A 19,271-nucleotide genomic window follows, 5' to 3' on the forward strand; every position below is an offset into this window, starting at 1 on the left:
CAATAAAATGGTCTGCTCATGCATTATATAGGCAGAAAGGGGAAGAAATGATTCTATTTTGTGTAATTCCGGATGAACAAAAGAAGCATCCCAATCTATGTACTGCCCTGGATGATACCCTCCTACCACGGATCGCCGGTGGAGATATGCAGGCTTTAGAATCCCTCTATTACCATACCTACCAGGCTGTGTATGGATATCTCCTCTCCATCCTGAAAAACCAGCACAATGCCGAGGATGTTCTTCAGGACACATACATAAAGATCAGAGCCAGCGCCCATCTCTACAGGGCCCAGGGAAAGCCGCTGGCATGGATCTTTACCATTGCCAGAAATCTGGCTTATATGCAATTGCGAAGGGAACAGCAGATATCTGTATATCGATATGAAGATCTGCAGAACCATCTGGACTTCTCATCCATTGAGGATAAGGAGACAAAGCTGCTGCTGGAGGCCGCTTTCTCCATCCTCACAGATGAGGAGCGGCAGATCATCATTCTCCATGCCAACACAGGCATGAAGCATCGTGAGATCGCCTCCCTGTTATCCCTTCCCCTTTCCACTGTACTGTCTAAGTACAGCCGTGGTATGAAAAAGCTGAGAAAGCACCTGGAAGGAGGCGAATCCCCTTATGAATAAAAGAATGGAAGACACTCTTGCAAAGGGTATAGGGGATATTGCCCCGGACGTATATTCCAAGATCATCAACGCACCGTTTTCAGAGACTGCCTCTGAGGACTGGCTGCCCCAGCCGGCCTCCAGGTCCAAGGCTTTGTACCGCACTGCAGCAGTCCTGGCCGCCTGCCTGATTCTCCTCTTAGGAGTTATCTATTACTCAGGCAATCTGCTCACGGACACGGTAATCAGTCTGGATGTCAATCCCAGCCTGGAGCTTAAGGTAAATAAAAAAGATTTGGTTCTAGATGTAACTCCACTCAATGCAGACGGGGAAACAATCCTGGCTGGTATGAACCTGTATAAAACAGATTTGGATGTGGCTGTCAACGCACTGATCGGTTCCATGGTTCGAAACGGATATATCACAGAACTCACAAATACGATTCTGGTCTCTGTCTCAAACAAAGATACCGTAAAGGCGGATCAGATCAAAGATTCCATTGTTCTGGACATCCGGGAAACGCTATCTCAGAGTGATATCTCAGCTGATATCTATGAACAGCAGATTTCTGAGACAAAAGATATTCAGGAGATTGCAAAAAAGTACGGCATATCTGTGGGAAAGGCCTCCTTCCTCCTGAAACTGACGCAGCAGGATGCTTCTCTCTCACTGGAGGAGCTGGCACACATGTCCATGGAAGAAATCGCAGAGATCATCCGCAGCCGGAAAATTGACATATCCGGCTTTGCCGGATATGAAGCCGATGAAAGCCTGATGGAGAATTTGGAAGAAATCCTCGAAGAAGAACAGGAAAGCCAGAAAAAAGGCAATCCGACAGATGCTCCTTCGGTTAAGGAGAATCCCCGTTCAGTCCAGAATCCCAAAAGCAATACCTATGGCTCAAAGGGTGATCCCGATGATTGGGACGACAGCTTTAATGATGATTATAATAGCAGCCATGACGACGATGACGACGATTACCATGACAGTGATGACTATGACAGTGACGACGACTATGATGATGACTATGATGATGACGACTATGATGATGACTATGATTAGCAATTCGAAATATGTGTTCGTACACATTATTCAATTTAATGGAAAGGAAAATGAGCTATGAAGACGAAGAAAAGACTTTCAACATTATTATGTATTACTGCTGTATCCTTACTTATAGGAATGACCGCTGCGGCCGCTCCAAAAGCAGAATCTATTTCCATCGAGGACTCCAAACGTGTGCTTCGGGTTGGACAGAAACTGAAATTAGACAGTGAAATCCTGCCGGATGAGGCAGAGGTAAGAGACAGGAACATTATCTGGACCAGCAGTAATCCCAAGGTTCTGAGGGTTTTGGAGAAAAGAGATGATGATACAAAAATAAAGGCATTAAAAGCAGGAAAGGCTAAAATCACCGTACGGATCAAAGGTACAAAGCTGTCGGCCTCACGTACTTTTACGGTAAAAAAGAAAACTAATTCTTCTGCCTCCGATCTAAAATCAAAGTACACCAAAAAGATAGATGCCCAGGCAGCAAAAGCAGCAAAATACGAAGCTGAAATCTCCTCCCTTCAGCTCCCCACAGACTTTACGGAACGCCGTGTTCTTTACTACACCTGGGAAAATAAGCTGGATAAGGTAAGCAACGCTCTGGATGTAATAGAAGACGATATTGAGGACGATTACCATGCCGGTAAGATTTCCCGTGCTGTCTACCGTTCTCTGGACAGGAAAACCGAATCTGCTGAAGATTATGTGGATGAAGTGGAAGATATCCTGAATCAAGTATTTCAGTACGAATTTGACGATTAAGGCCCAAGGAGCCTTTGCCACATAGCCGTAACGGCTATGGAGCAAAGGCTCCTTTTTTAGCTCCGTGGTCTTTTGTGTGTAACCAGTATTGAGGCCAGAAAGGCAGTGATTGGTACCGTGAGAACAACCCCCAGACTTCCGGAAATACCCTGCATGATTTCTATGCCGATATTGTAGGAGTTCAGCAGTTGATTGGCGCTTAAGTCATATGCATAGTTAATCATCAACGTGGTAATCGATCCTCCCACATAGGCCAGAATCGAAGTGTTTTTAGAAAAAGGCAATAAAAATGGAGCACAGAAGAATTATAATGACCACAGCCAAAACAATCCAGTTCAATATCTTTTGCCTTCGTGTCAAAGGATTTTTCATAAAATCCGCACTTGTCTTTATTGGCTGAAACTCCTCCAAAAGTTTTTTTGCTGCCTCTTGGTCTGCCTCTGAAACGAAAATATCTTCCCCTGTGACAGAAGTGCCCATATAAATATTCATGACTCCCCCCTGGCTGTAGGCAGCAATATTGTTTTCCTTTAAAATCTGTACAATCTGTTCCGCCTCTGCCCTGCTCTGTGTTGACGTGATTTTTATAAATTTATCTTTATCCATACGATCCACTCCTTTACTCTGAATATTTGCGTTCCTGCTTTTCTTTCTTACTCTGCGCCAGTCTTCCCAATATTTCCAGGCAGGCAAAACACAGAACCGATATTCCTAAGAAAAACAAGATTACATATTTTGTGATGTTGACATTCCCGCTCAGTTTACGGCTGAGAGCCACTGCATAAAAAGCAGTGAATATTCCCGAAAAAATGATGCCTCCCAGTAAGTTCTGAAGTGTACTCATCTTCCATCCTGTTTTTGTCCACATTCCACTTTTGATACATCCAATCAGAAAACTCCCACCACCGGCAACAAAAATAATTGTTTCACCAAGTACATTTCCCAAGTCTCCTTTCCATATCAACTCTGCAATAATCACTATCATGCAAACTACAAACATGACGTAGAAACTGTATGTGCCAATTCTAAATGCAACCCACTCCTGCCTCTCATCAAGTCCACTTTTCTTCATCAGCTCTCCTCCTCCCAAAACAGATCATTTAATGTTTTGCCAAGTTCCCTGCAGATGGCTGTACAAAGTCTTAATGTGGGATTGTAAGCACCCGCCTCAATCATTCCGATGGTCTGCCTCGCCACTCCCACCCGGTTCGCCAGCTCTGTCTGTGAGATACCCTTTTCCATGCGCGCCATCTTCATTTTCAGATTCTTCATATCCCTCCTCCTCGTCTCTCTTTTGCGACTCCCCTGCTTATATCTTAAGCCCATGTTCCTCTATGTCTAAAGTATACTCTCGGCCCTAACGAATGTCAAATATATATTGCATTTACACAATATATATTTCATTAAAAATCTTATAAATTAAAGATATAAAAAAATTATCCATGGAAGAGTCCAATTTTGACTTTTCCACGGATAACATTTCCGCCACACCGTTTCCCCCGTCTCATTTGCCTGACGCGCAAGCTTGTGCGCTTATAAAAAACAGCACACGATTAATGCACAAATATAGTTTAAATCCTCCTGCCGGAAATGCCTGGTCTGAAGGCTCATGGCATTGGCTGCTGAAACCGCCACTCCATAGCGCAGTATCTCCTGTATGCCATAATCCCTGTAAAGTCCCACCGCTAAGGCCGCTGTCATGAAGTCCCCGCAGCCCACGGTGTTCACCGCTGAGATAAGCGGGGGCTGGCCAAGATAAACGCCCTCTTCTGTGACCATAACAGCCCTTTACTTCCGAGAGAAACCACTACTGCTTCCGGCCCTCTGTCCCGCAGTTTAATAGCTCCGGCAATAATATCCTCCAGTTTTGATAAAGAGGCTCCGAGCAGCGTTTCCAGTTCATCTATATTGGGCTTGATTATCGCAGGACCTGCTACCAATCCCTTTTCCAATGGAATCCCGCTGGTATCCAGTATCCCCCTTTTCCCTTTCTTTGTTTGGTATTTACTTATATTTTTCAAAAAATGTTTCCATTGGCATAGGTCTCGCGAAATAATATCCCTGTCCTTCATCGCATCCCATCTCTGCCAGCAGCCGACACTGCTCTCTTGTCTCTATTCCTTCGCACAGGGCACGGCATCCCAGTTCATGGATCATCCCTATCAGTTTTTCTAAAAATGAACGTCCTCTCTCTGTTTTTAGGCAATCCAGCATGAAGACACGGTCGATCTTTACCACGCTTGCTGGCATATTGATCATTAAATTCATAACACTGTAGCCGCTTCCAAAGTCATCTACCGAGGTATAGAATCCTTCTTTCCTCAATCGCTCCATTACCTTGGCTGCCACATTCGAATTATTAAAATATGCAGTCTCTGTCAATTCAAATTCCAGAGAAGAATGTTTAACTTGATAACGGTCCGCGATCTCAGTCAATGCATCCTCAATCCCCTCGCGAACCACATCCACAGCTGAGAGGTTAATACTGATTCTGACTGCGCTGGACAGTCCCTTACTTTTTTGCTCCGCAAGCTTAGCACAAACGGTATCCAATATAAAAAAGTCTAATGCCGTAATAAACCCATTGCCCTCAAACACAGGAATAAATTCGTCTGGATAAATATAGGAGTTATCTTCCTGCCTCCACCGTACCAACGCTTCAGCTCCACAAAGCTTATTCCCCGTCAGTTCTACTTTGGGCTGAAGCCACACCTGAAAGGCGTGATCTTTTAACGCGTTGTCCATTGTGGCAATAATCCGGCTTTTCATCGTGCTTTTCCGTGTAATCTCGTGTCCATATATACAGATCTCATTTTGGATGCTTTGATCAATGTATTTGCGTGTTATATTCGCACGGTCAATAGCCGTGTCAATCTTCGCACATGAGCGATCCAGAAAATAAACCCCTGCACGCAGTACAATCTTAATATTTTCAATTTTAGCCTTCTGTTCCGCACAAAATTGTTCCGTTATATCCTTTATACTCTGAGTTAATTCCTCAGGAGATTTCTTCCAGGGTACCAATGACAAAAAGACATCCGCTGTCACTCTTGTGTGGTGAGTCTTTTGTTTCTCATTCAAGAGCGGCAGTTTTTCCGACAATGCTTTTAATATGTTGTCCCCCTCCTGATATCCCAAAATTTCATTTATATATTTGAAATTTTGGATATCAATGGATATGATGGCCCAGCCACCTCCATCCTTATCTACGATTTTTTGACCAATTTCCCTGAATTTTTCGTAACTTAACAGACCAGTCAGTATGTCATTATCACTAACCGGCACTATAGCAGTGGAATCCGTGATATTATGAAAAGCAAACACGCTCACCACATTCTGCTCCAGGATGCCAAGCCATATATTAATCTCCACCGTTCTCCCCGCGTCTTCCGTATCCTTTGCAACAGAAAAAGACATTTGTATAAAGTGTTTGCCATCTTCAAGATTATCCAACAGATTCTTTCTGCTGGTAAATTTAAGATACTGTGTTTTATTTTTCTCATCCATATAACGCTCCGCATAATCCCGGTTAATCCCTGTATAATTGCCGGCCACACCCACCAGAGACCGGAACTTCCCCTCTGTCTTCAGAGCCACATAGGAATCCTTCTGGATGTCTACAAAATAAATATTGGAATAATCGTTTGCGATTAATACAAATGAGTCTGACAGTATTCGAAAAAGAGCTGCCCACTCATTCCGATTTTCAGATAAATCAAGGGCAGATCTCCTCTCTTTTGAACGCGTTATCATATTCAACAGGGTGTCATTTCTCACCTGGTAGAGGGTTTTCTCGTATTGGCTCCGGTAATAAATATTGGTGCTGTGCATATACAGGCACTTGCCCCGCCCTAATTTTTGTATGCATACCAAAGTCATTTCCATTGGAATGCTGCACGTTTTCAACTCTTCTTTCCAATCCAGCCATCCATAACAGCTAATGATACTGATACCGCGAATCACACGCTTGCGCACAAACTGCATATCCCTAATCAACAATCCTTTATTCTTTTCCTGTTGTCTTTTCAGGTACGCTACTGCTTCCTCCCTCTGATAAATCACCTGGTGTTCCTCTTCAAATAAGGTAAAAGTATTATCCAAAAGGTACGCTATCTTTTCATCGTCCCAGTTCTCAAGTATTGTATGGAGAAGCTCCGATGCCATTGCAACTACATCAACGTCATTTAAAAGAAGAGTTGTATATGTATCAGACTCACCCTCAGAAATGCGTTTTCGCCGATCCCTGCAGCAGTTTTCAACGTAATACTGCCGTTTCTCCTCATACATGTCAGCTTCCGCCTCATTGATGATCTCCTCAAGATAGACCGCCTGACCGGACCAGCTTACACCTATAGAGGCAGTGTTTGCATGTCTTTCATCCCCCTGCAGACTATGCCTCAATTTTTCAGCTTGTTTCCGAAATATTTCCTCCCGAATGTCATTACATAAAACGACAAATTCATCCCCGCCTGTCCGGTAAACATCAGCAGGGGGAAACACCTTTGAAATTTTTCCTGCCGCGTCGCGTAAAAGCTGATCACCTGCTGAATGTCCTACCGTGTCATTCAGCTCCTTCAAACCGTTTACATCCGCAAAAATTATTCCAAACCCCACATCAACCAGCCCTGACTCACCGGAGTGTATTCTGGCATTGAGCTGTTCAATTTTATGAATAAACGCGTTCCTGTTTTTCACTCCTGTCATTTCATCCGTATAGGTCATCTTACGCAATTTCTCAGTTGCTTTTTTGCGTGTCAATGCACTTTGTATAAAATAGGCAATCAGCTGCAGGATCTCGGTAATATTTCCTCCGTTTTCCAGTGGTGGATTGTCAATACCCAAAAAACCGGATAAAACTCCCTGTTCAAACAGAGGCACTGCAATCAAGGCATGTATCCCCTGCCTCTTAAGCCGGTTATATTCCTCAGGCTCGGTGTCCTTATGCGTCTCCAAATCTTTGAGTACATATGGCTTTGCCTGCAGAAAACCTGCAATCCAGTGGTGACAGATAACTGTGGGTATAGATTGAAGCTCCCGCAGCTCCGATGGAATCCCGGGAGCACACCATTCATAGGTATTGGACATCTTCTTTCCACATATTTCAAATATATAGGTCCTGTCTCCCCTCAAGCGCTGACCAAGTTCTGCCAGCACCATATTGATGGTTTCTTCCTCATCTTCCGATTCCTGCATCTTTCGGGCACAGTCCATAGCCACCTTTTCGTTTTCAAACATGGTTTGGATCTGCTGCTCCTGATTTGCCACCCTGGTGATATCCAAAGCGATTTCCATGCGCACTTCTTGTCCACCGTATTCCACCAGCCTATCCTTCAGAAGGTATTGGCGCCCTGTCACCTCATTGTGGGTTTCCCATTCATAATATTTATCCCTGCTCAGCAGATGGTTTGTGCAGAAGCTGCACGGGGATTTTTTGTTCTGCAGTACCTCATAGCATTTTCGTTTTGCTATCCCTTCCCTGTTTTCCAGCCCAAACTGGTGCATTCCGCATTCATTGATATAGAGCAATTCGTAGGTATGAATGTCGGACAGGTAGATTAATTCATTTAGTCCATCTAATCCCTTTGTAAATTCATCCATATTTTATATTTCATCCATCTTCATCATATAATACTAGTCATCATTGTGTATTTTGTGCCTTTCTGCTTACAGCCATTTTCGCAGAATCTGCCCCAACTGTTCCATGTCTACGGGCTTTGCCAAATGACCATTCATACCCGCCTCTCTTGTCCTTTTCCTGTCATCCGCAAAGGCGTTGGCTGTCATTGCTATGATCGGGAGACTTTTTACATCTTCCCGCGAAAGCTTTCGGATTTCTTTGGCCGCAGTGCATCCGTCCATGACCGGCATCTGCATATCCATAAAGACCAAATGATAAGTACCTGGCAGGGCATTTTCCACCATTGCTACCGCTTCCTTACCGTTTTGTGCCGTATCCACCGCAGCTCCGGTACTTGACAAAAGTTCCACCGCAATTTCACGGTTCAACTCATTATCCTCCACTAAAAGAATACGCTTGTCCTCATAGGACCCAGCGAGCAGCGGCAACGGCTCCAGCATTTTGCTTTTACCGTCCATGAGCTGCTTCAGCTTAAATACCAGCCTGGAGCCAAAAAGCGGCTTCGTGATAAACCCATTTGCCCCCGCCAGTCTGGCTACATCCATCTGCTCTGATAAATCATAAGCTGAAATTATAATAATAGGAAACTCCGCCCCCGCCTTCTCCCGAATTCTCCTGGCAGTCTCAATTCCGTCCATTCCAGGCATTTTATAGTCCAAAATAGCTGTAAAGTATTCTGCCCCATTTGCCTGCGCCTGTTCTATTTTTTCTATGGCTGCCCTTCCATTGGTCACCCACTCTGCCGCTATGCCCAGCTCTTTTAGCCTCTCGCAAGTACTTTGACAGACAGTCTCATCGTCATCCGCAATTAAAATCCTGAGCCCGGCGAAAGTGCTCTCATCCAATGGCTCCTCCTGAATCTGCAGACAGACCGTAACTGTGAACCTGCTTCCCACCTCATAGGTGCTGTTCACCTCAATCGTGCCGCCCATCAATTCAGCGATACTCCTGCAGATAGACAGGCCCAAACCTGTGCCCTGCACGGATTGGATTCTAGTATCCTCAGCCCGCTCAAAGGGGTCAAACACCCTGTTTAAAAAATCTGGCTTCATACCGATTCCGGTGTCGGATATCACAAACTGATAGAAGGCCTTGTGCGGCTGTTCAGAGGGCCTTTCATTGATCTCCAGCCGGATCTTTCCACCTTTGGGCGTATACTTTACCGCGTTTGACAGAAGGTTCAGCAGAATCTGCTGAAGCCGCTGCATATCGCTAATAACGATTTCATGGGCAACACTGTTTACATAGGTCTTAAATACTAAATCCTTGTGGTTTATCTCAGGCTGCACCATGGTAACCACTCCCTGTACAAGTTCCCCCAGATTCACCTCTTCCTCCGCCAGAACAAGACGTCCGCTCTCGATTTTTGACATGTCCAGCACTTCATTAATGAGACTCAGCAACAGCTTAGAGGAGACTGTAATCTTATCCAGGCAATCCCTGATTCTCTCCGGATCATGAACGTGAGACGAAGCAATGGCAGTCATTCCCAAAATCGCATTCATTGGTGTACGGATATCGTGGCTCATTCGGGAGAGAAAGTCTGACTTCGCGCGGTTTGCGCGTTCAGCTGCCTTCAGAGCCGTATTGAGCATGTCTGTGCGCTCTTCCAGTTCCCTCTTGAGTTCACGCAGCTCGGTGATATCTGTAACATCAATAAAGACGGTCAGATAAACCGGGTCGGAAGCTATAAAATCAATGCAGGTGCTATGAATCCGGAACCATCGTTCTTTATGGTATTTATCTTTCAAACATATGGTTTCGTCAAAAGGTTCCCCCCTGCGGAGCCGGGAATGGCTGGCTTCGATTATGGCACGGCTTTCCGGCTGCAGCCAGGCGTATACATCAAAGGTCTCCAGGCGGCTCATATCCAAATCAAACATATCATTGATCCGTTCGCTGGCATCTACCATAACAATTCGGTCAGGCAATATGCGGTGTTTGACTATAAAACCCGGTATATTTTCATAGGCTACCGCTTTTTCCTGCTGAATCTGCATCAAATCAGTGACATCCACCATAGTGGTATAAGCCAGCTGCCTTCCATCCTGGTACTCCTCTGTGAAAAACCCCACCATTTTTACCCAGCGTGTGGAACCGTCCGGAATTTTAAGAGGCAAAAATAGTTCATAACTTTTTTCACCTGCCCCATACATCTCCTGAATCTTTTCATGTATTTTTTCCCAGCTCCCTTCCCTCCCCTTGAAGTACTCGTCACAGTGGTTATGAAACTGCGCTTCATAGTCTGATTTGGTATATCCTATGAGCTGGTAATAAAACTCGTTAGCCCAGACTACAGTGAAATGTTCGTCTACCAGATGCCGGCTGACACTGACCTTCATGGCCTGCATTAACATTTCCTGTTCGTTTTTCATCTGAACCAGCTCTGTCACATCCGTCATGACAGTGTAAGTGCTGCGGTATCCATCGATATATTCGTCTGTAAAGTAGCTCGACAGCTTGACCCAAAAGCTCGATCCATCTTCATACTTCATGGGCGCGATTATATCATACTGGTTGCCTCCCTCCTCCAGTACTCTGGAGACCGTTTTTGTAAGCATCTCCCATCCCTCTGGGTTGTTCCCGTAATACTCGTCAGGATGGTTATGAAAAAGGGCTTCATACCTCTCCTTGGGATAGCCAATCAGCTTATAGTAATATTCATTGGCCCAGACACAGGTGAAATGTTCATCAAAGATATGCTTGCTCACACTGACTTTCAGGATACTCATTAGCATCTCCTGTTCGTGTATGATCTGCTCCAGGTCCTGACGGGTTTTCTCCTGTTCCAAACGCGCCTGTTCCTGCTCTCTGCGTGACTCCACCATCTGGGTTACATCCGTCAGGGTAGTGTATGCAATCTGATAACCGCTGCTATATTCTTCTGTAAAGGCTGCCTGAAGCTTGACCCAAAAGGATTCCCCATTCGGTCGAATCAACGGCAGATAAACCGTGTTTCCTTTTTCCCCTTTATCCAAAGATTCTCTGACGGATCTCACAAGCTTCCGGAGGCTACTTGTATTATTGTGAAAATATTCATCCGGCCGGTTATGAAAAAGCTCCTCAAATTCAGCCTTTGAATAGCCAATCAAGTCATAAAAATAATCATTTGCCCAGATACAGGTGAAATGTTTATCCAACAAATGTTTGCTCACGCTGACGCCTAAAAGGCGCATCAGAGTGTTATATTCATAACCGCTTTCTATTTGTTTACATTTGTGGCCTGCAGCCTCTATTCCATATTCGTCCGTCATCTTTATACCTCCTAAGCCAATGACCCTGACTATTTAGAAACACCGGAATTCATACGGCTTGTTCATATTATATTCTTTTATTATATCTGATTTCCCCATAAAAGGCAATGAGATATACCCATAGTCACAGCGTTAACTTCCTGCCCTTCGCTTAAGAATTAATATAATGAGGGTGTCGGTTAATACCGATTTTTAACCCCTGATAGGCAGGGAAGAGACAATCCCGCAGAATTCAGGATTTTACAAGATCCTGATTCTGTAAGGGACTGTCTCTTCCTTTTCATAGTTCTTATTTTGGGGCGCAAAATCCCCTTGTTGGGGGCTGGAAGCGCTCCTTAGATTAAGCTGACAGGATCGTATCTGCCGCAGCTCTCTCCCGTCATGGCAGATGTTCTTCTTTAAAGGCACGGGTCTTCCGCTTTTCATGGTCCTGGAGCTTGATATAGCTTTTACTCCCCTTTTCTTTTAGATACAGCAGGTTCTTCTCACTGCAGTAGCCGCTGTCAGCGGTCACTGCCCCCAGTGAATCTCCAAAGGCTCTCTGATGCTTTTCCAGGACAGGGACCAGTGTATTGGCTACTGTCCTTTTGTCAGCCAAATAAAGGCAAGATCCCTCTGGCACAGGTCTATGATACGGTCACCCGCCCTGACTCCACGCATGTTTGCGTAAACAACAACAGAATACGGCATAATTGGATTAAACCCGGTTCTTCCCTTCTCTGAATAACAGGCCAGAAGATCCGAAAAATCTAAATCCTCCTTCACTTTTTTCAGGGTATAGACTGGATCGTCATCAGGTAAACTCAATTCGAAAAAATAAAGTTGATTTTCTGTTACCCAATTTCAAAAAAGTTGCTATAATAATCTTATTTAAGCATAGTTCCATTTTTTCTTTTAGGGCAAAGTGTTTCAGGGGAAGGTGTGACTCGGCTGAGTCACACCTTCCCCTGTTTAGAACTGCTTATTTCCCCACAGCCCCTTTCGCTTATGCCTTTTTCCTGAAATATTTACTCCATTTTCTTTCGCCTTTTACTCCACTATTACTCCATTCTATTCAGCGAAAATTTTCGTATTTTCAAGACCCATACATTTCTATGAGATTTCAGCCTCAATTATTTCTGCACAATATTGATAATCTTCTTGGGAACATAGATCTCTTTTACAATTGTTCCTGTCAGTTTTTCGGCCACAGCCAGTTTTCCGGCAGCAATGGCCTCTTCCCTGGTACTCTCAGCCGGAATGCTGATGACAGCTCTTGTCTTTCCGTTGATCTGAACCGGAACCTCAATCTCATCGTCTTTCATGGCCTCCTCGTCATGCTGGGGCCACTCATTCTGAAATACAGACTCGCTGTGTCCCAACTGCTCCCACAGTTCCTCCGAGAGGTGGGGTGCAAAGGGGGCCAGCAGAAGCACTGCTGTCTCCAGAGTTTCTTTGTCAATACCACCCTCCCGCTTGGCCAGATCGATCATCTTATTGTTGCACTCCATAAAGCCTGAAATAACAGTATTTAAACTGAATGTCTCCAGGCGCTGTGTGATCATGTGAACCATGGTGTGACGAAGTTTGAGCATCTCTTTGGATGCCTGCACATTCTTATCCTTATTCTCAGTCACGAGTTTCCAGAAACGGGAGATAAACCGGTAAACACCGTCAATTCCTCTGTCATCCCACTCCGCATCCAGCTCAGGGGGACCCACAAAGAGCTCATACATTCTCAGGGAGTCACAGCCGTAATCACGCACCAGATCGTCCGGTGAAATTACATTCCCCTTGGATTTACTCATCTTAATGCCGTTCTTTCCGGTAATCATGCCCTGGTTGAACAGCTTGGTAAACGGCTCGTCAAAGTCCACCGCACCGATGTCATACAAAAACTTTGTATAAAATCTGGAATAGAGCAGGTGAAGCACCGCATGCTCCACGCCTCCGATATACATGTCAACCGGCAGGTACTTGTGCGCCTTCTCTTTGGAAACCAGTTCCTTGTCGTTGTGGCTGTCCACGTACCGCAGGAAATACCAGGAGGAACCAGCCCACTGGGGCATTGTGTTGGTCTCTCTCTTCGCATCTGCCCCGCAGACAGGACACTTGCAGTTTACCCAATCCTCAATGGCAGCCAGGGGTGACTCCCCTGTACCTGTGGGCTCGTAAGAGTCCACCTCCGGCAGACGCAGAGGCAGCTCTTCCTCAGGAACCGGAACATTTCCGCAATGGGGGCAATGAATAATGGGGATCGGCTCTCCCCAGTAGCGCTGGCGAGAGAATACCCAGTCACGCAGCTTATAATTTACCGTTTTCTTTCCGATTCCCCTCTCCTCTATCATGATGGGGGCCTCTTTTTTCAAAACGGCAGACTCCATGCCATTCCAGTCACCGGAGTTAATCATGGTTCCGGAAGCCTCTGTGTACGCCTCCGTCATATTCTCAATCTCTTTTCCATCCTTGGCGATGACCTGGACAATGGGGATGTCAAACTTGGTTGCAAACTCAAAATCACGGTCATCGTGGGCGGGAACACACATGATGGCCCCTGTACCGTAGTCCGCCAGCACATAGTCGGACAGCCAGATGGGGATCTTAGCCTGGTTCATTGGATTGACTGCGTAGCTTCCGGTAAACACCCCTGTCTTCTCTTTGTCCTGAAGACGGTCCACGTTGGATTTCATGGATGCCTCATAGATATACTGTTCCACCGCCTCCTTTGTCTCCGCTGTGGCCAAACCAGCAGCCAGCTTGTGCTCCGGCGCCAGCACCATGAAGGTGGCTCCGTAGAGGGTATCCGGTCTTGTGGTGTAAACCGTTATCTTCTCATCCCTTCCGTCAACCGGGAAGTCCACTTCCGCTCCATAGGACTTTCCGATCCAGTCAGACTGCATCTTCTTTACTTTTTCCGGCCAATCCAGCTTGTCCAGATCCGACAAAAGCCTGTCAGCATATTTGGTGATTTTCAGCATCCACTGGCGAAGGTTCTTTTTTGTAACCGCTGTGCCGCAGCGCTCGCAGACGCCGTTTACAACCTCCTCATTCGCCAAACCAGTTTTACAGGAAGGACACCAGTTGATGGGGAATTCCTTCTCGTACGCCAGCCCTTCCTTAAACATCTTCACAAAAATCCACTGGGTCCACTTGTAAAAGTCCGGGTCCGTGGTGTTTACTTCCATATCCCAGTCATAGATGGACGCAATCTCATTGATCTGCCGCTTAATATTCTCCACATTCTTCTGTGTGGAAATCGCCGGGTGCTGTCCTGTCTTAATGGCGTAGTTCTCTGCCGGAAGTCCAAATGCATCCCAGCCCATTGGGTGTATCAGATAATATCCCTGCAGCATCTTATAGCGGCTCCAGACATCTGAAATCACATAACCTCTCCAGTGTCCTACATGGAGTCCGTTGCCGGAAGGATACGGAAACATATCCAGGCAGTAATATTTTGGTTTCTTTCCATCATCCACGTTTATAGGGGATTCCTCCCACTTTTTACGCCACTTCTGCTCAATCGCCCTATGATTATAAGGTATATTCATTGTACCTGCCTCCTAAAATATACGAAATCGAAATGTAACTGTTTCTTTCCTAAACAGTTACACCCAAACAAACTATTTTTAATTCTACCTATTTCCCTTGCATTTGTCAATAGATGCGGTATACTTAAATTTATAGTAACTGTTCATTTCTCACAGTTACATGCTGAGAGGAGATTTCTATGCAGAAAAAAGTATTAACACCCACCAATGTTCTTTTGGCTCTGGCCTATATGCTCTTTATCATCACATTCTCCGTCGTGGTGGTTTTACACTTCCGCCCGCTTTATTACAGTGAGATAGACCGCCTGCAAATCCAGGAGTCGTCCGGACTTTCCAATGAAAAAATCAGGGAAAACTACAATTCACTGATCCGCTATAACTCCATGTTCAATTACGATGAGTTGGAATTCCCCGACCTGCCCATGTCCGAGGAGGGTAAGATCCATTTTGAGGAAGTAAAGGACATCTTTGTTGTTGTTCAGTACACCTGTATCCTGATGTTCTTTATGATTGTGCTGGGGACCTCATGGAAATCCTATCTGAAAGACTGCGGCTACTTAAAGATCGCGTCCATAGTCACCATTGTCATCCCACTGATACTGGGCATCCTGATTGCCCTGAACTGGGAAACCTTTTTTGTTACCTTCCACCACATCTTTTTCCGGAATGACTACTGGATTTTTGACCCTGCAAAGGACCCCATTATTACCCTGCTGCCCGATGCCTTTTTTATGCACTGTGCAATGGCGATCCTGGGGCTGGTGGTCTTTGGAAGCGTAGTCTGCTACGGCGCCTTTTCCTTGCTGCACAGGCGCTGGGACAAGGCTGAAACCTGCCCGAAAGCAAATAATGCTTTTGATTGAATTCACATTGTTTATGCTATCTAAAAAGCTACATTTCCGAAGAAATGTAGCTTTTTAAAACACTAATTATTACTTGTCAAACTCTGTTACTGAATCTTTGTAACGGTATTGGAGGTGCCGGCTTCCTGATATTCCAAGGTAATGGAATCCCCCACATCATACCGGATAATATCCAGAAAATCTCCCACAGACACGTCAAAGATGGCATCCTTTCCATCCAGCATAAGATAATAATGAGAATTGCCCTCCACCACACTCTGAGCAATCTTGCTGATCTTACCCGTGACTTTTTTCCTATCGGATGTATCCTCTTTTGCTATCCCGCTCGATTTCAGAAGGTTGTTGTAAGACTTTTCACACTCCTCCACGGTATCGCCAATGGCAACATTTTGATATTTCTGAATATTTACCATCGCATATTTCTTTACCAGGCCCGCACCATCTTTCAGGGCCATAAAATAGGTGGGTTCACCGGAAATATTCAAAAGCAGCGGGAAGGTGGCTTTGTATCCCAGGTTCTGAACCTGCCCTTCCGCACTTCCCATGGCGGAATACTCCTGGGCTCCTGCCACCTCGTAGTAGCGGCACTCCATGGTCCTCTGGTTCATAAGGACAAATCCCACGTTGGACTGGTCACCGCTGACAGAGGTGATACCCGTGTAAACCCATACGTCATCCTCTAAAGCGAGGTAGTTGTACCCTTCCGTTGTCATCAGACAGCCTTTCTGGCCCAGAATGCTGTTAAAGTACCCGTTCTTTAATGTACCGTGATAGTCGTACAGCTGCACCAACAGATCCGCTGAGTACACATGGTCAACCCAGGTCGGGCAGTCCTCCACCGCGTAATCCGTTGTCTCACCTGTGATTGCGTTGCAGAGTACCACTCTCCCGATTGTGACACCGCCAAAGAGTCCGATATTGTACTTTTTCACAGGACATACCCAGTAGGGTGTTCCCTCGTCGTCAATCTCAAAGCTCAGGGTGTCAAAAATGTAGGTGGGATACCGGAATCGCAAATGCCTGTTGATATTCCGGTTAAAATACTCTGACTGTGAATACTTAATGGATTTGTCCAGCTTCACAAGTTCCGTATCCTGTGTTGCCATATCAATCTTTATATACGCTGGTATTCCATTTGACTGATTGGTCAACCACTTGATCGGGCTGGCATACACAAGTGGAGTTACCCGGGTGGGACTGTCCTGATAATTGATCTGGGTATAAAGTGTGCTCACCTCAAACTGGGAAACCATATCCACCATGCTTCCCATCTTCCGGTTTCCCAAAAGAGTGGCAGAGTCTCTGTCCAGGAGAGGGATCTGCTTATAGTCAACCTCCTTAATGTCCTCAGAAAACTTCCTGTTCTCCACATTGATCAGGTTCTGATACTTTTTAGCATTGATGATCGGCGAGGAGAGAATAGAACCAATCAGGTAAACAGCGGCCACGGCCAGCAGTACCCCTATTCCCACTTTCACACCCTTATTCGTCTTGATATCATCCACTGTCTTGACCCTGGGCAGGCTGTAGAGTACTAAAACCACCAGAACCGCCACCATCAAAAATACCCAAAATCCGGAAGCATGGATATTGATTGCCGGTATTGTCACATAGTAATAAATTGCTGCAATCACAAGGGCAGCAAGCACCGCTGCCAATTTTGCTCTAATCTTTTTCATCTAATCTCCTTTTTGTCTTATACATCTTCCTGATATACTACTGATAGTTTTGAACCACAATCTGAATGGATTTTCGGTTCATATACTCATTGATAGTAGGATAATACGTCACAGACAGGTATACACTGTTTTCTCTGTTCTGAAAGAGTTTCTCCGTCTCACCAGTCCCATATTTTTCCCTGAGATAAGCCTGAAACACCTCCACATCCCCAAAGTACATAGCATCCAGGACGATTCCTGCCTGGTTTAACACTTGCATTTTAATTACATTTTTATTCTTTCCCAGAATCCTGGCGCTAAGCACATTTAAATTCTTCTCCGCAAACACCGGCTTCTGGTTCCCTTTTCCAAAGGGTTCCAGGCAGGAGAGCTCCTGTATCAGCTCTTCCGTGATGTAATCAATGGGCATAGGCACATCGATGGTAACCTTTGGAATCAGATCCTCCTCCGTCAGCCCTGCCTCCTGATTGATCTTTTCCCGAAACGGTACCACATTTTCTTTGGGCAGTGAGAGACCGGCTGCCATCGGATGGCCTCCGAATTTGCTAAACAGCCCGGCACACTTGCACAGCTCCTCAAACATGGAGTATGCTTCAATGGATCTGCCGGAGCCTTTGACTCCCTCCTCACCGTCCGTGAGCACAAAGACAGGTCTGTGGTAGCGTTCTCTGAGCCGTCCCGCTATGATTCCCGCCAGACTCTCATGACATTTTGCCAGGTACACCACCAGCACCTTATCCCCCTTTAAATCACTCTCCTCCACCAACTGTACTGCCTTCTCAAGGCCTGCTAAGGTCATAGACTTCCGCTCCTCATTGAGCGCTTTCAGCTCCCCTGCCAGTCGCAGAGCCTCCTCCTTATTTTCTTCCAGCAGCAAAGAGAGAGCCCTCTTGGCTGTATCCAGTCTTCCGCTGGCATTGATGCAGGGGCCCAGCACAAATCCGATGTGGTAAGCAGTAATCCGGGCGTCCTTCAAACCATTCACTTCTAACAGTGCTCTAAGTCCCGGGTTCTCCGTGTGCTGCAGCATCAACAGACCCTCTTTTACTAATATACGGTTCTCCCCAGTCAAATCCATCACATCCCCCACAGTGGCGATGGCGGCAAACTCGATAAAGGCCCTCGCCTCCTCCTCGGGTATCCCCAGTTTCTCATATAGGCAGGCCGCCACCTTGTAGGCCACGGCCCCTCCGCAGAGATTCTTATATGGGTAGGTACAATCCGCTCTTTTGGGGTTCACCACTGCGTCCGCGCACGGAAGCTCCCCCTGTATCTCGTGGTGGTCTGTGACAACCACAGTCATCCCCAGCTCCTTAGCCAATGCCACTTGTTTGATAGCTGCAATTCCGTTGTCACAGGTGAGTATGGTATCTACCCCCTCATCGTATGCCAGACGGATCAGATGTTCATTGATGCCGTATCCGTCTTTCATGCGGTCCGGAATCTCCACATCCACCTGGGCGCCGCACCGCCTCAGGCACTTTAGCAGAATATATGAGGCATTGACACCATCGATGTCATAGTCTCCCATGATACGTATTTTCTTTTTCTCCCGGATCTTGCGTACCAGGATTTCCACAGCCATATCACAGTCCTTCAGAAGGTGGGGACTGTGGAGATTTAAAAGACTGCCATTTAAATATTCCTCAATGGCCTCATCCCCCACAATACCTCTATTGCGGATCAGCCGGGCTGTGACCTGGTCTATATGAAATTTCCTGGCAATTTCCTGAAAGTCTGCCCTTTTGGCAGCTACCACCCATTTTTCCAACGCGTTGCTCCTCTTTCTTTTGCTTTTATGCATACTGCCCTCCTGGACGGTTTAACCTGCTAAACCGGGCAGAAGGGCAGCTCTTAATCTAACATGTAATTAATTGGTA

At 45.8% G+C, this 19,271-nt stretch carries 15 protein-coding genes and 1 pseudogene; 4 read left to right on the plus strand and 12 right to left on the minus strand.

The window, feature by feature from the left end; all coding sequences use genetic code 11:
• Positions 1-47: 47 nt before the first annotated feature.
• Genes AC0THY_RS14875 through AC0THY_RS14885 form a run of 3 tightly spaced genes read left to right on the plus strand, consistent with a single transcriptional unit; the run spans position 48 to position 2,430 of the window.
• Positions 48-638 carry an RNA polymerase sigma factor gene (locus AC0THY_RS14875; RefSeq protein ID WP_489991387.1) on the plus strand — a complete coding sequence of 197 codons (591 nt, stop codon included), beginning with the start codon at positions 48-50 and terminating at the stop codon, positions 636-638.
• Entirely contained in the window at positions 631-1,680 is a 1,050-nt protein-coding gene (locus tag AC0THY_RS14880; RefSeq protein WP_489991388.1) for an anti-sigma-I factor RsgI family protein, read from the plus strand. The genes AC0THY_RS14875 and AC0THY_RS14880 overlap by 8 nt, the downstream gene beginning before the upstream one ends.
• Before the next feature lie 57 nt (positions 1,681-1,737).
• Entirely contained in the window at positions 1,738-2,430 is a 693-nt protein-coding gene (locus AC0THY_RS14885) for an Ig-like domain-containing protein (protein ID WP_489991389.1), read from the plus strand.
• Positions 2,431-2,486: 56 nt separating this feature from the next.
• On the opposite strand, the gene AC0THY_RS14890 is transcribed toward AC0THY_RS14885, so the two are convergent.
• From AC0THY_RS14890 to leuS, 10 genes and pseudogenes are all read right to left on the minus strand, one after another.
• Positions 2,487-2,714 carry a YibE/F family protein gene (locus AC0THY_RS14890; protein ID WP_489991390.1) on the minus strand — a complete coding sequence of 76 codons (228 nt, stop codon included), beginning with the start codon at positions 2,712-2,714 and terminating at the stop codon, positions 2,487-2,489.
• On the minus strand, positions 2,701-3,036 hold the full coding sequence (locus AC0THY_RS14895; protein WP_489991391.1) for a putative signal transducing protein: 336 nt from the start codon (positions 3,034-3,036) through the stop codon (positions 2,701-2,703). Before AC0THY_RS14895 ends, AC0THY_RS14890 begins: the two co-directional genes overlap by 14 nt.
• A gap of 13 nt (positions 3,037-3,049) precedes the next feature.
• Positions 3,050-3,502, minus strand: a complete 453-nt coding sequence (locus AC0THY_RS14900; protein WP_489991392.1) for a DUF6773 family protein — start codon at positions 3,500-3,502, stop codon at positions 3,050-3,052.
• A complete protein-coding gene (locus AC0THY_RS14905) occupies positions 3,502-3,702 on the minus strand; it encodes a helix-turn-helix transcriptional regulator (protein ID WP_489991393.1) in 201 nt (66 codons plus the stop codon). The genes AC0THY_RS14900 and AC0THY_RS14905 overlap by 1 nt, the downstream gene beginning before the upstream one ends.
• A 261-nt stretch (positions 3,703-3,963) precedes the next feature.
• Positions 3,964-4,502 (minus strand): annotated as a pseudogene (locus AC0THY_RS14910) (1-phosphofructokinase family hexose kinase).
• A complete protein-coding gene (locus AC0THY_RS14915; RefSeq protein ID WP_489991394.1) occupies positions 4,435-8,028 on the minus strand; it encodes an EAL domain-containing protein in 3,594 nt (1,197 codons plus the stop codon). The pseudogene AC0THY_RS14910 and the gene AC0THY_RS14915 overlap by 68 nt, the downstream one beginning before the upstream one ends.
• Positions 8,029-8,094: 66 nt before the next feature.
• Positions 8,095-11,322: a PAS domain-containing hybrid sensor histidine kinase/response regulator gene (locus AC0THY_RS14920; protein ID WP_489991395.1), complete on the minus strand. Its 3,228-nt coding sequence runs from the start codon at positions 11,320-11,322 to the stop codon at positions 8,095-8,097.
• Positions 11,323-11,701: 379 nt separating this feature from the next.
• The gene (locus AC0THY_RS14925) at positions 11,702-11,920 is read right to left on the minus strand and encodes a hypothetical protein (RefSeq protein ID WP_489991396.1); all 219 of its coding nucleotides are present in this window, start codon (positions 11,918-11,920) and stop codon (positions 11,702-11,704) included.
• Positions 11,899-12,087: a transposase gene (locus tag AC0THY_RS14930; RefSeq protein ID WP_489991397.1), complete on the minus strand. Its 189-nt coding sequence runs from the start codon at positions 12,085-12,087 to the stop codon at positions 11,899-11,901. The genes AC0THY_RS14925 and AC0THY_RS14930 overlap by 22 nt, the downstream gene beginning before the upstream one ends.
• Before the next feature lie 347 nt (positions 12,088-12,434).
• Complete coding sequence (gene leuS / locus AC0THY_RS14935) at positions 12,435-14,849, minus strand: leucine--tRNA ligase (RefSeq protein WP_489991398.1); 2,415 nt, start codon at positions 14,847-14,849, stop codon at positions 12,435-12,437.
• Between the two features lie 179 nt (positions 14,850-15,028).
• Here leuS and AC0THY_RS14940 point away from each other — a divergent pair, with 179 nt between their 5' ends.
• Positions 15,029-15,712, plus strand: a complete 684-nt coding sequence (locus AC0THY_RS14940) for a TIGR01906 family membrane protein (protein ID WP_489991399.1) — start codon at positions 15,029-15,031, stop codon at positions 15,710-15,712.
• An 86-nt stretch (positions 15,713-15,798) separates the two neighbouring features.
• Here AC0THY_RS14940 and AC0THY_RS14945 read toward each other — a convergent pair whose 3' ends face one another.
• Together AC0THY_RS14945 and recJ are read right to left on the minus strand one after the other, a co-directional pair.
• Complete coding sequence (locus tag AC0THY_RS14945) at positions 15,799-17,391, minus strand: CvpA family protein (protein ID WP_489991400.1); 1,593 nt, start codon at positions 17,389-17,391, stop codon at positions 15,799-15,801.
• A 37-nt stretch (positions 17,392-17,428) separates the two neighbouring features.
• Positions 17,429-19,195: a single-stranded-DNA-specific exonuclease RecJ gene (gene recJ, locus AC0THY_RS14950; protein ID WP_489991401.1), complete on the minus strand. Its 1,767-nt coding sequence runs from the start codon at positions 19,193-19,195 to the stop codon at positions 17,429-17,431.
• Positions 19,196-19,271: the final 76 nt, after the last annotated feature.

Source organism: Ruminococcus sp. 8Y-12 (assembly GCF_058119865.1).

What these genes read in the sequence shown, in the direction of transcription:
- recJ (WP_489991401.1), bottom strand. Translation starts at nt 19,195, where the DNA reads ATGCATAAAAGCAAAAGAAAGAGGAGCAACGCGTTGGAAAAATGGGTG.
- AC0THY_RS14880 (WP_489991388.1), top strand. Translation starts at nt 631, where the DNA reads ATGAATAAAAGAATGGAAGACACTCTTGCAAAGGGTATAGGGGATATT.
- AC0THY_RS14905 (WP_489991393.1), bottom strand. Translation starts at nt 3,702, where the DNA reads ATGAAGAATCTGAAAATGAAGATGGCGCGCATGGAAAAGGGTATCTCA.
- AC0THY_RS14915 (WP_489991394.1), bottom strand. Translation starts at nt 8,028, where the DNA reads ATGGATGAATTTACAAAGGGATTAGATGGACTAAATGAATTAATCTAC.
- AC0THY_RS14875 (WP_489991387.1), top strand. Translation starts at nt 48, where the DNA reads ATGATTCTATTTTGTGTAATTCCGGATGAACAAAAGAAGCATCCCAAT.
- leuS (WP_489991398.1), bottom strand. Translation starts at nt 14,849, where the DNA reads ATGAATATACCTTATAATCATAGGGCGATTGAGCAGAAGTGGCGTAAA.
- AC0THY_RS14900 (WP_489991392.1), bottom strand. Translation starts at nt 3,502, where the DNA reads ATGAAGAAAAGTGGACTTGATGAGAGGCAGGAGTGGGTTGCATTTAGA.
- AC0THY_RS14920 (WP_489991395.1), bottom strand. Translation starts at nt 11,322, where the DNA reads ATGACGGACGAATATGGAATAGAGGCTGCAGGCCACAAATGTAAACAA.
- AC0THY_RS14885 (WP_489991389.1), top strand. Translation starts at nt 1,738, where the DNA reads ATGAAGACGAAGAAAAGACTTTCAACATTATTATGTATTACTGCTGTA.
- AC0THY_RS14945 (WP_489991400.1), bottom strand. Translation starts at nt 17,391, where the DNA reads ATGAAAAAGATTAGAGCAAAATTGGCAGCGGTGCTTGCTGCCCTTGTG.
- AC0THY_RS14895 (WP_489991391.1), bottom strand. Translation starts at nt 3,036, where the DNA reads ATGGATAAAGATAAATTTATAAAAATCACGTCAACACAGAGCAGGGCA.
- AC0THY_RS14940 (WP_489991399.1), top strand. Translation starts at nt 15,029, where the DNA reads ATGCAGAAAAAAGTATTAACACCCACCAATGTTCTTTTGGCTCTGGCC.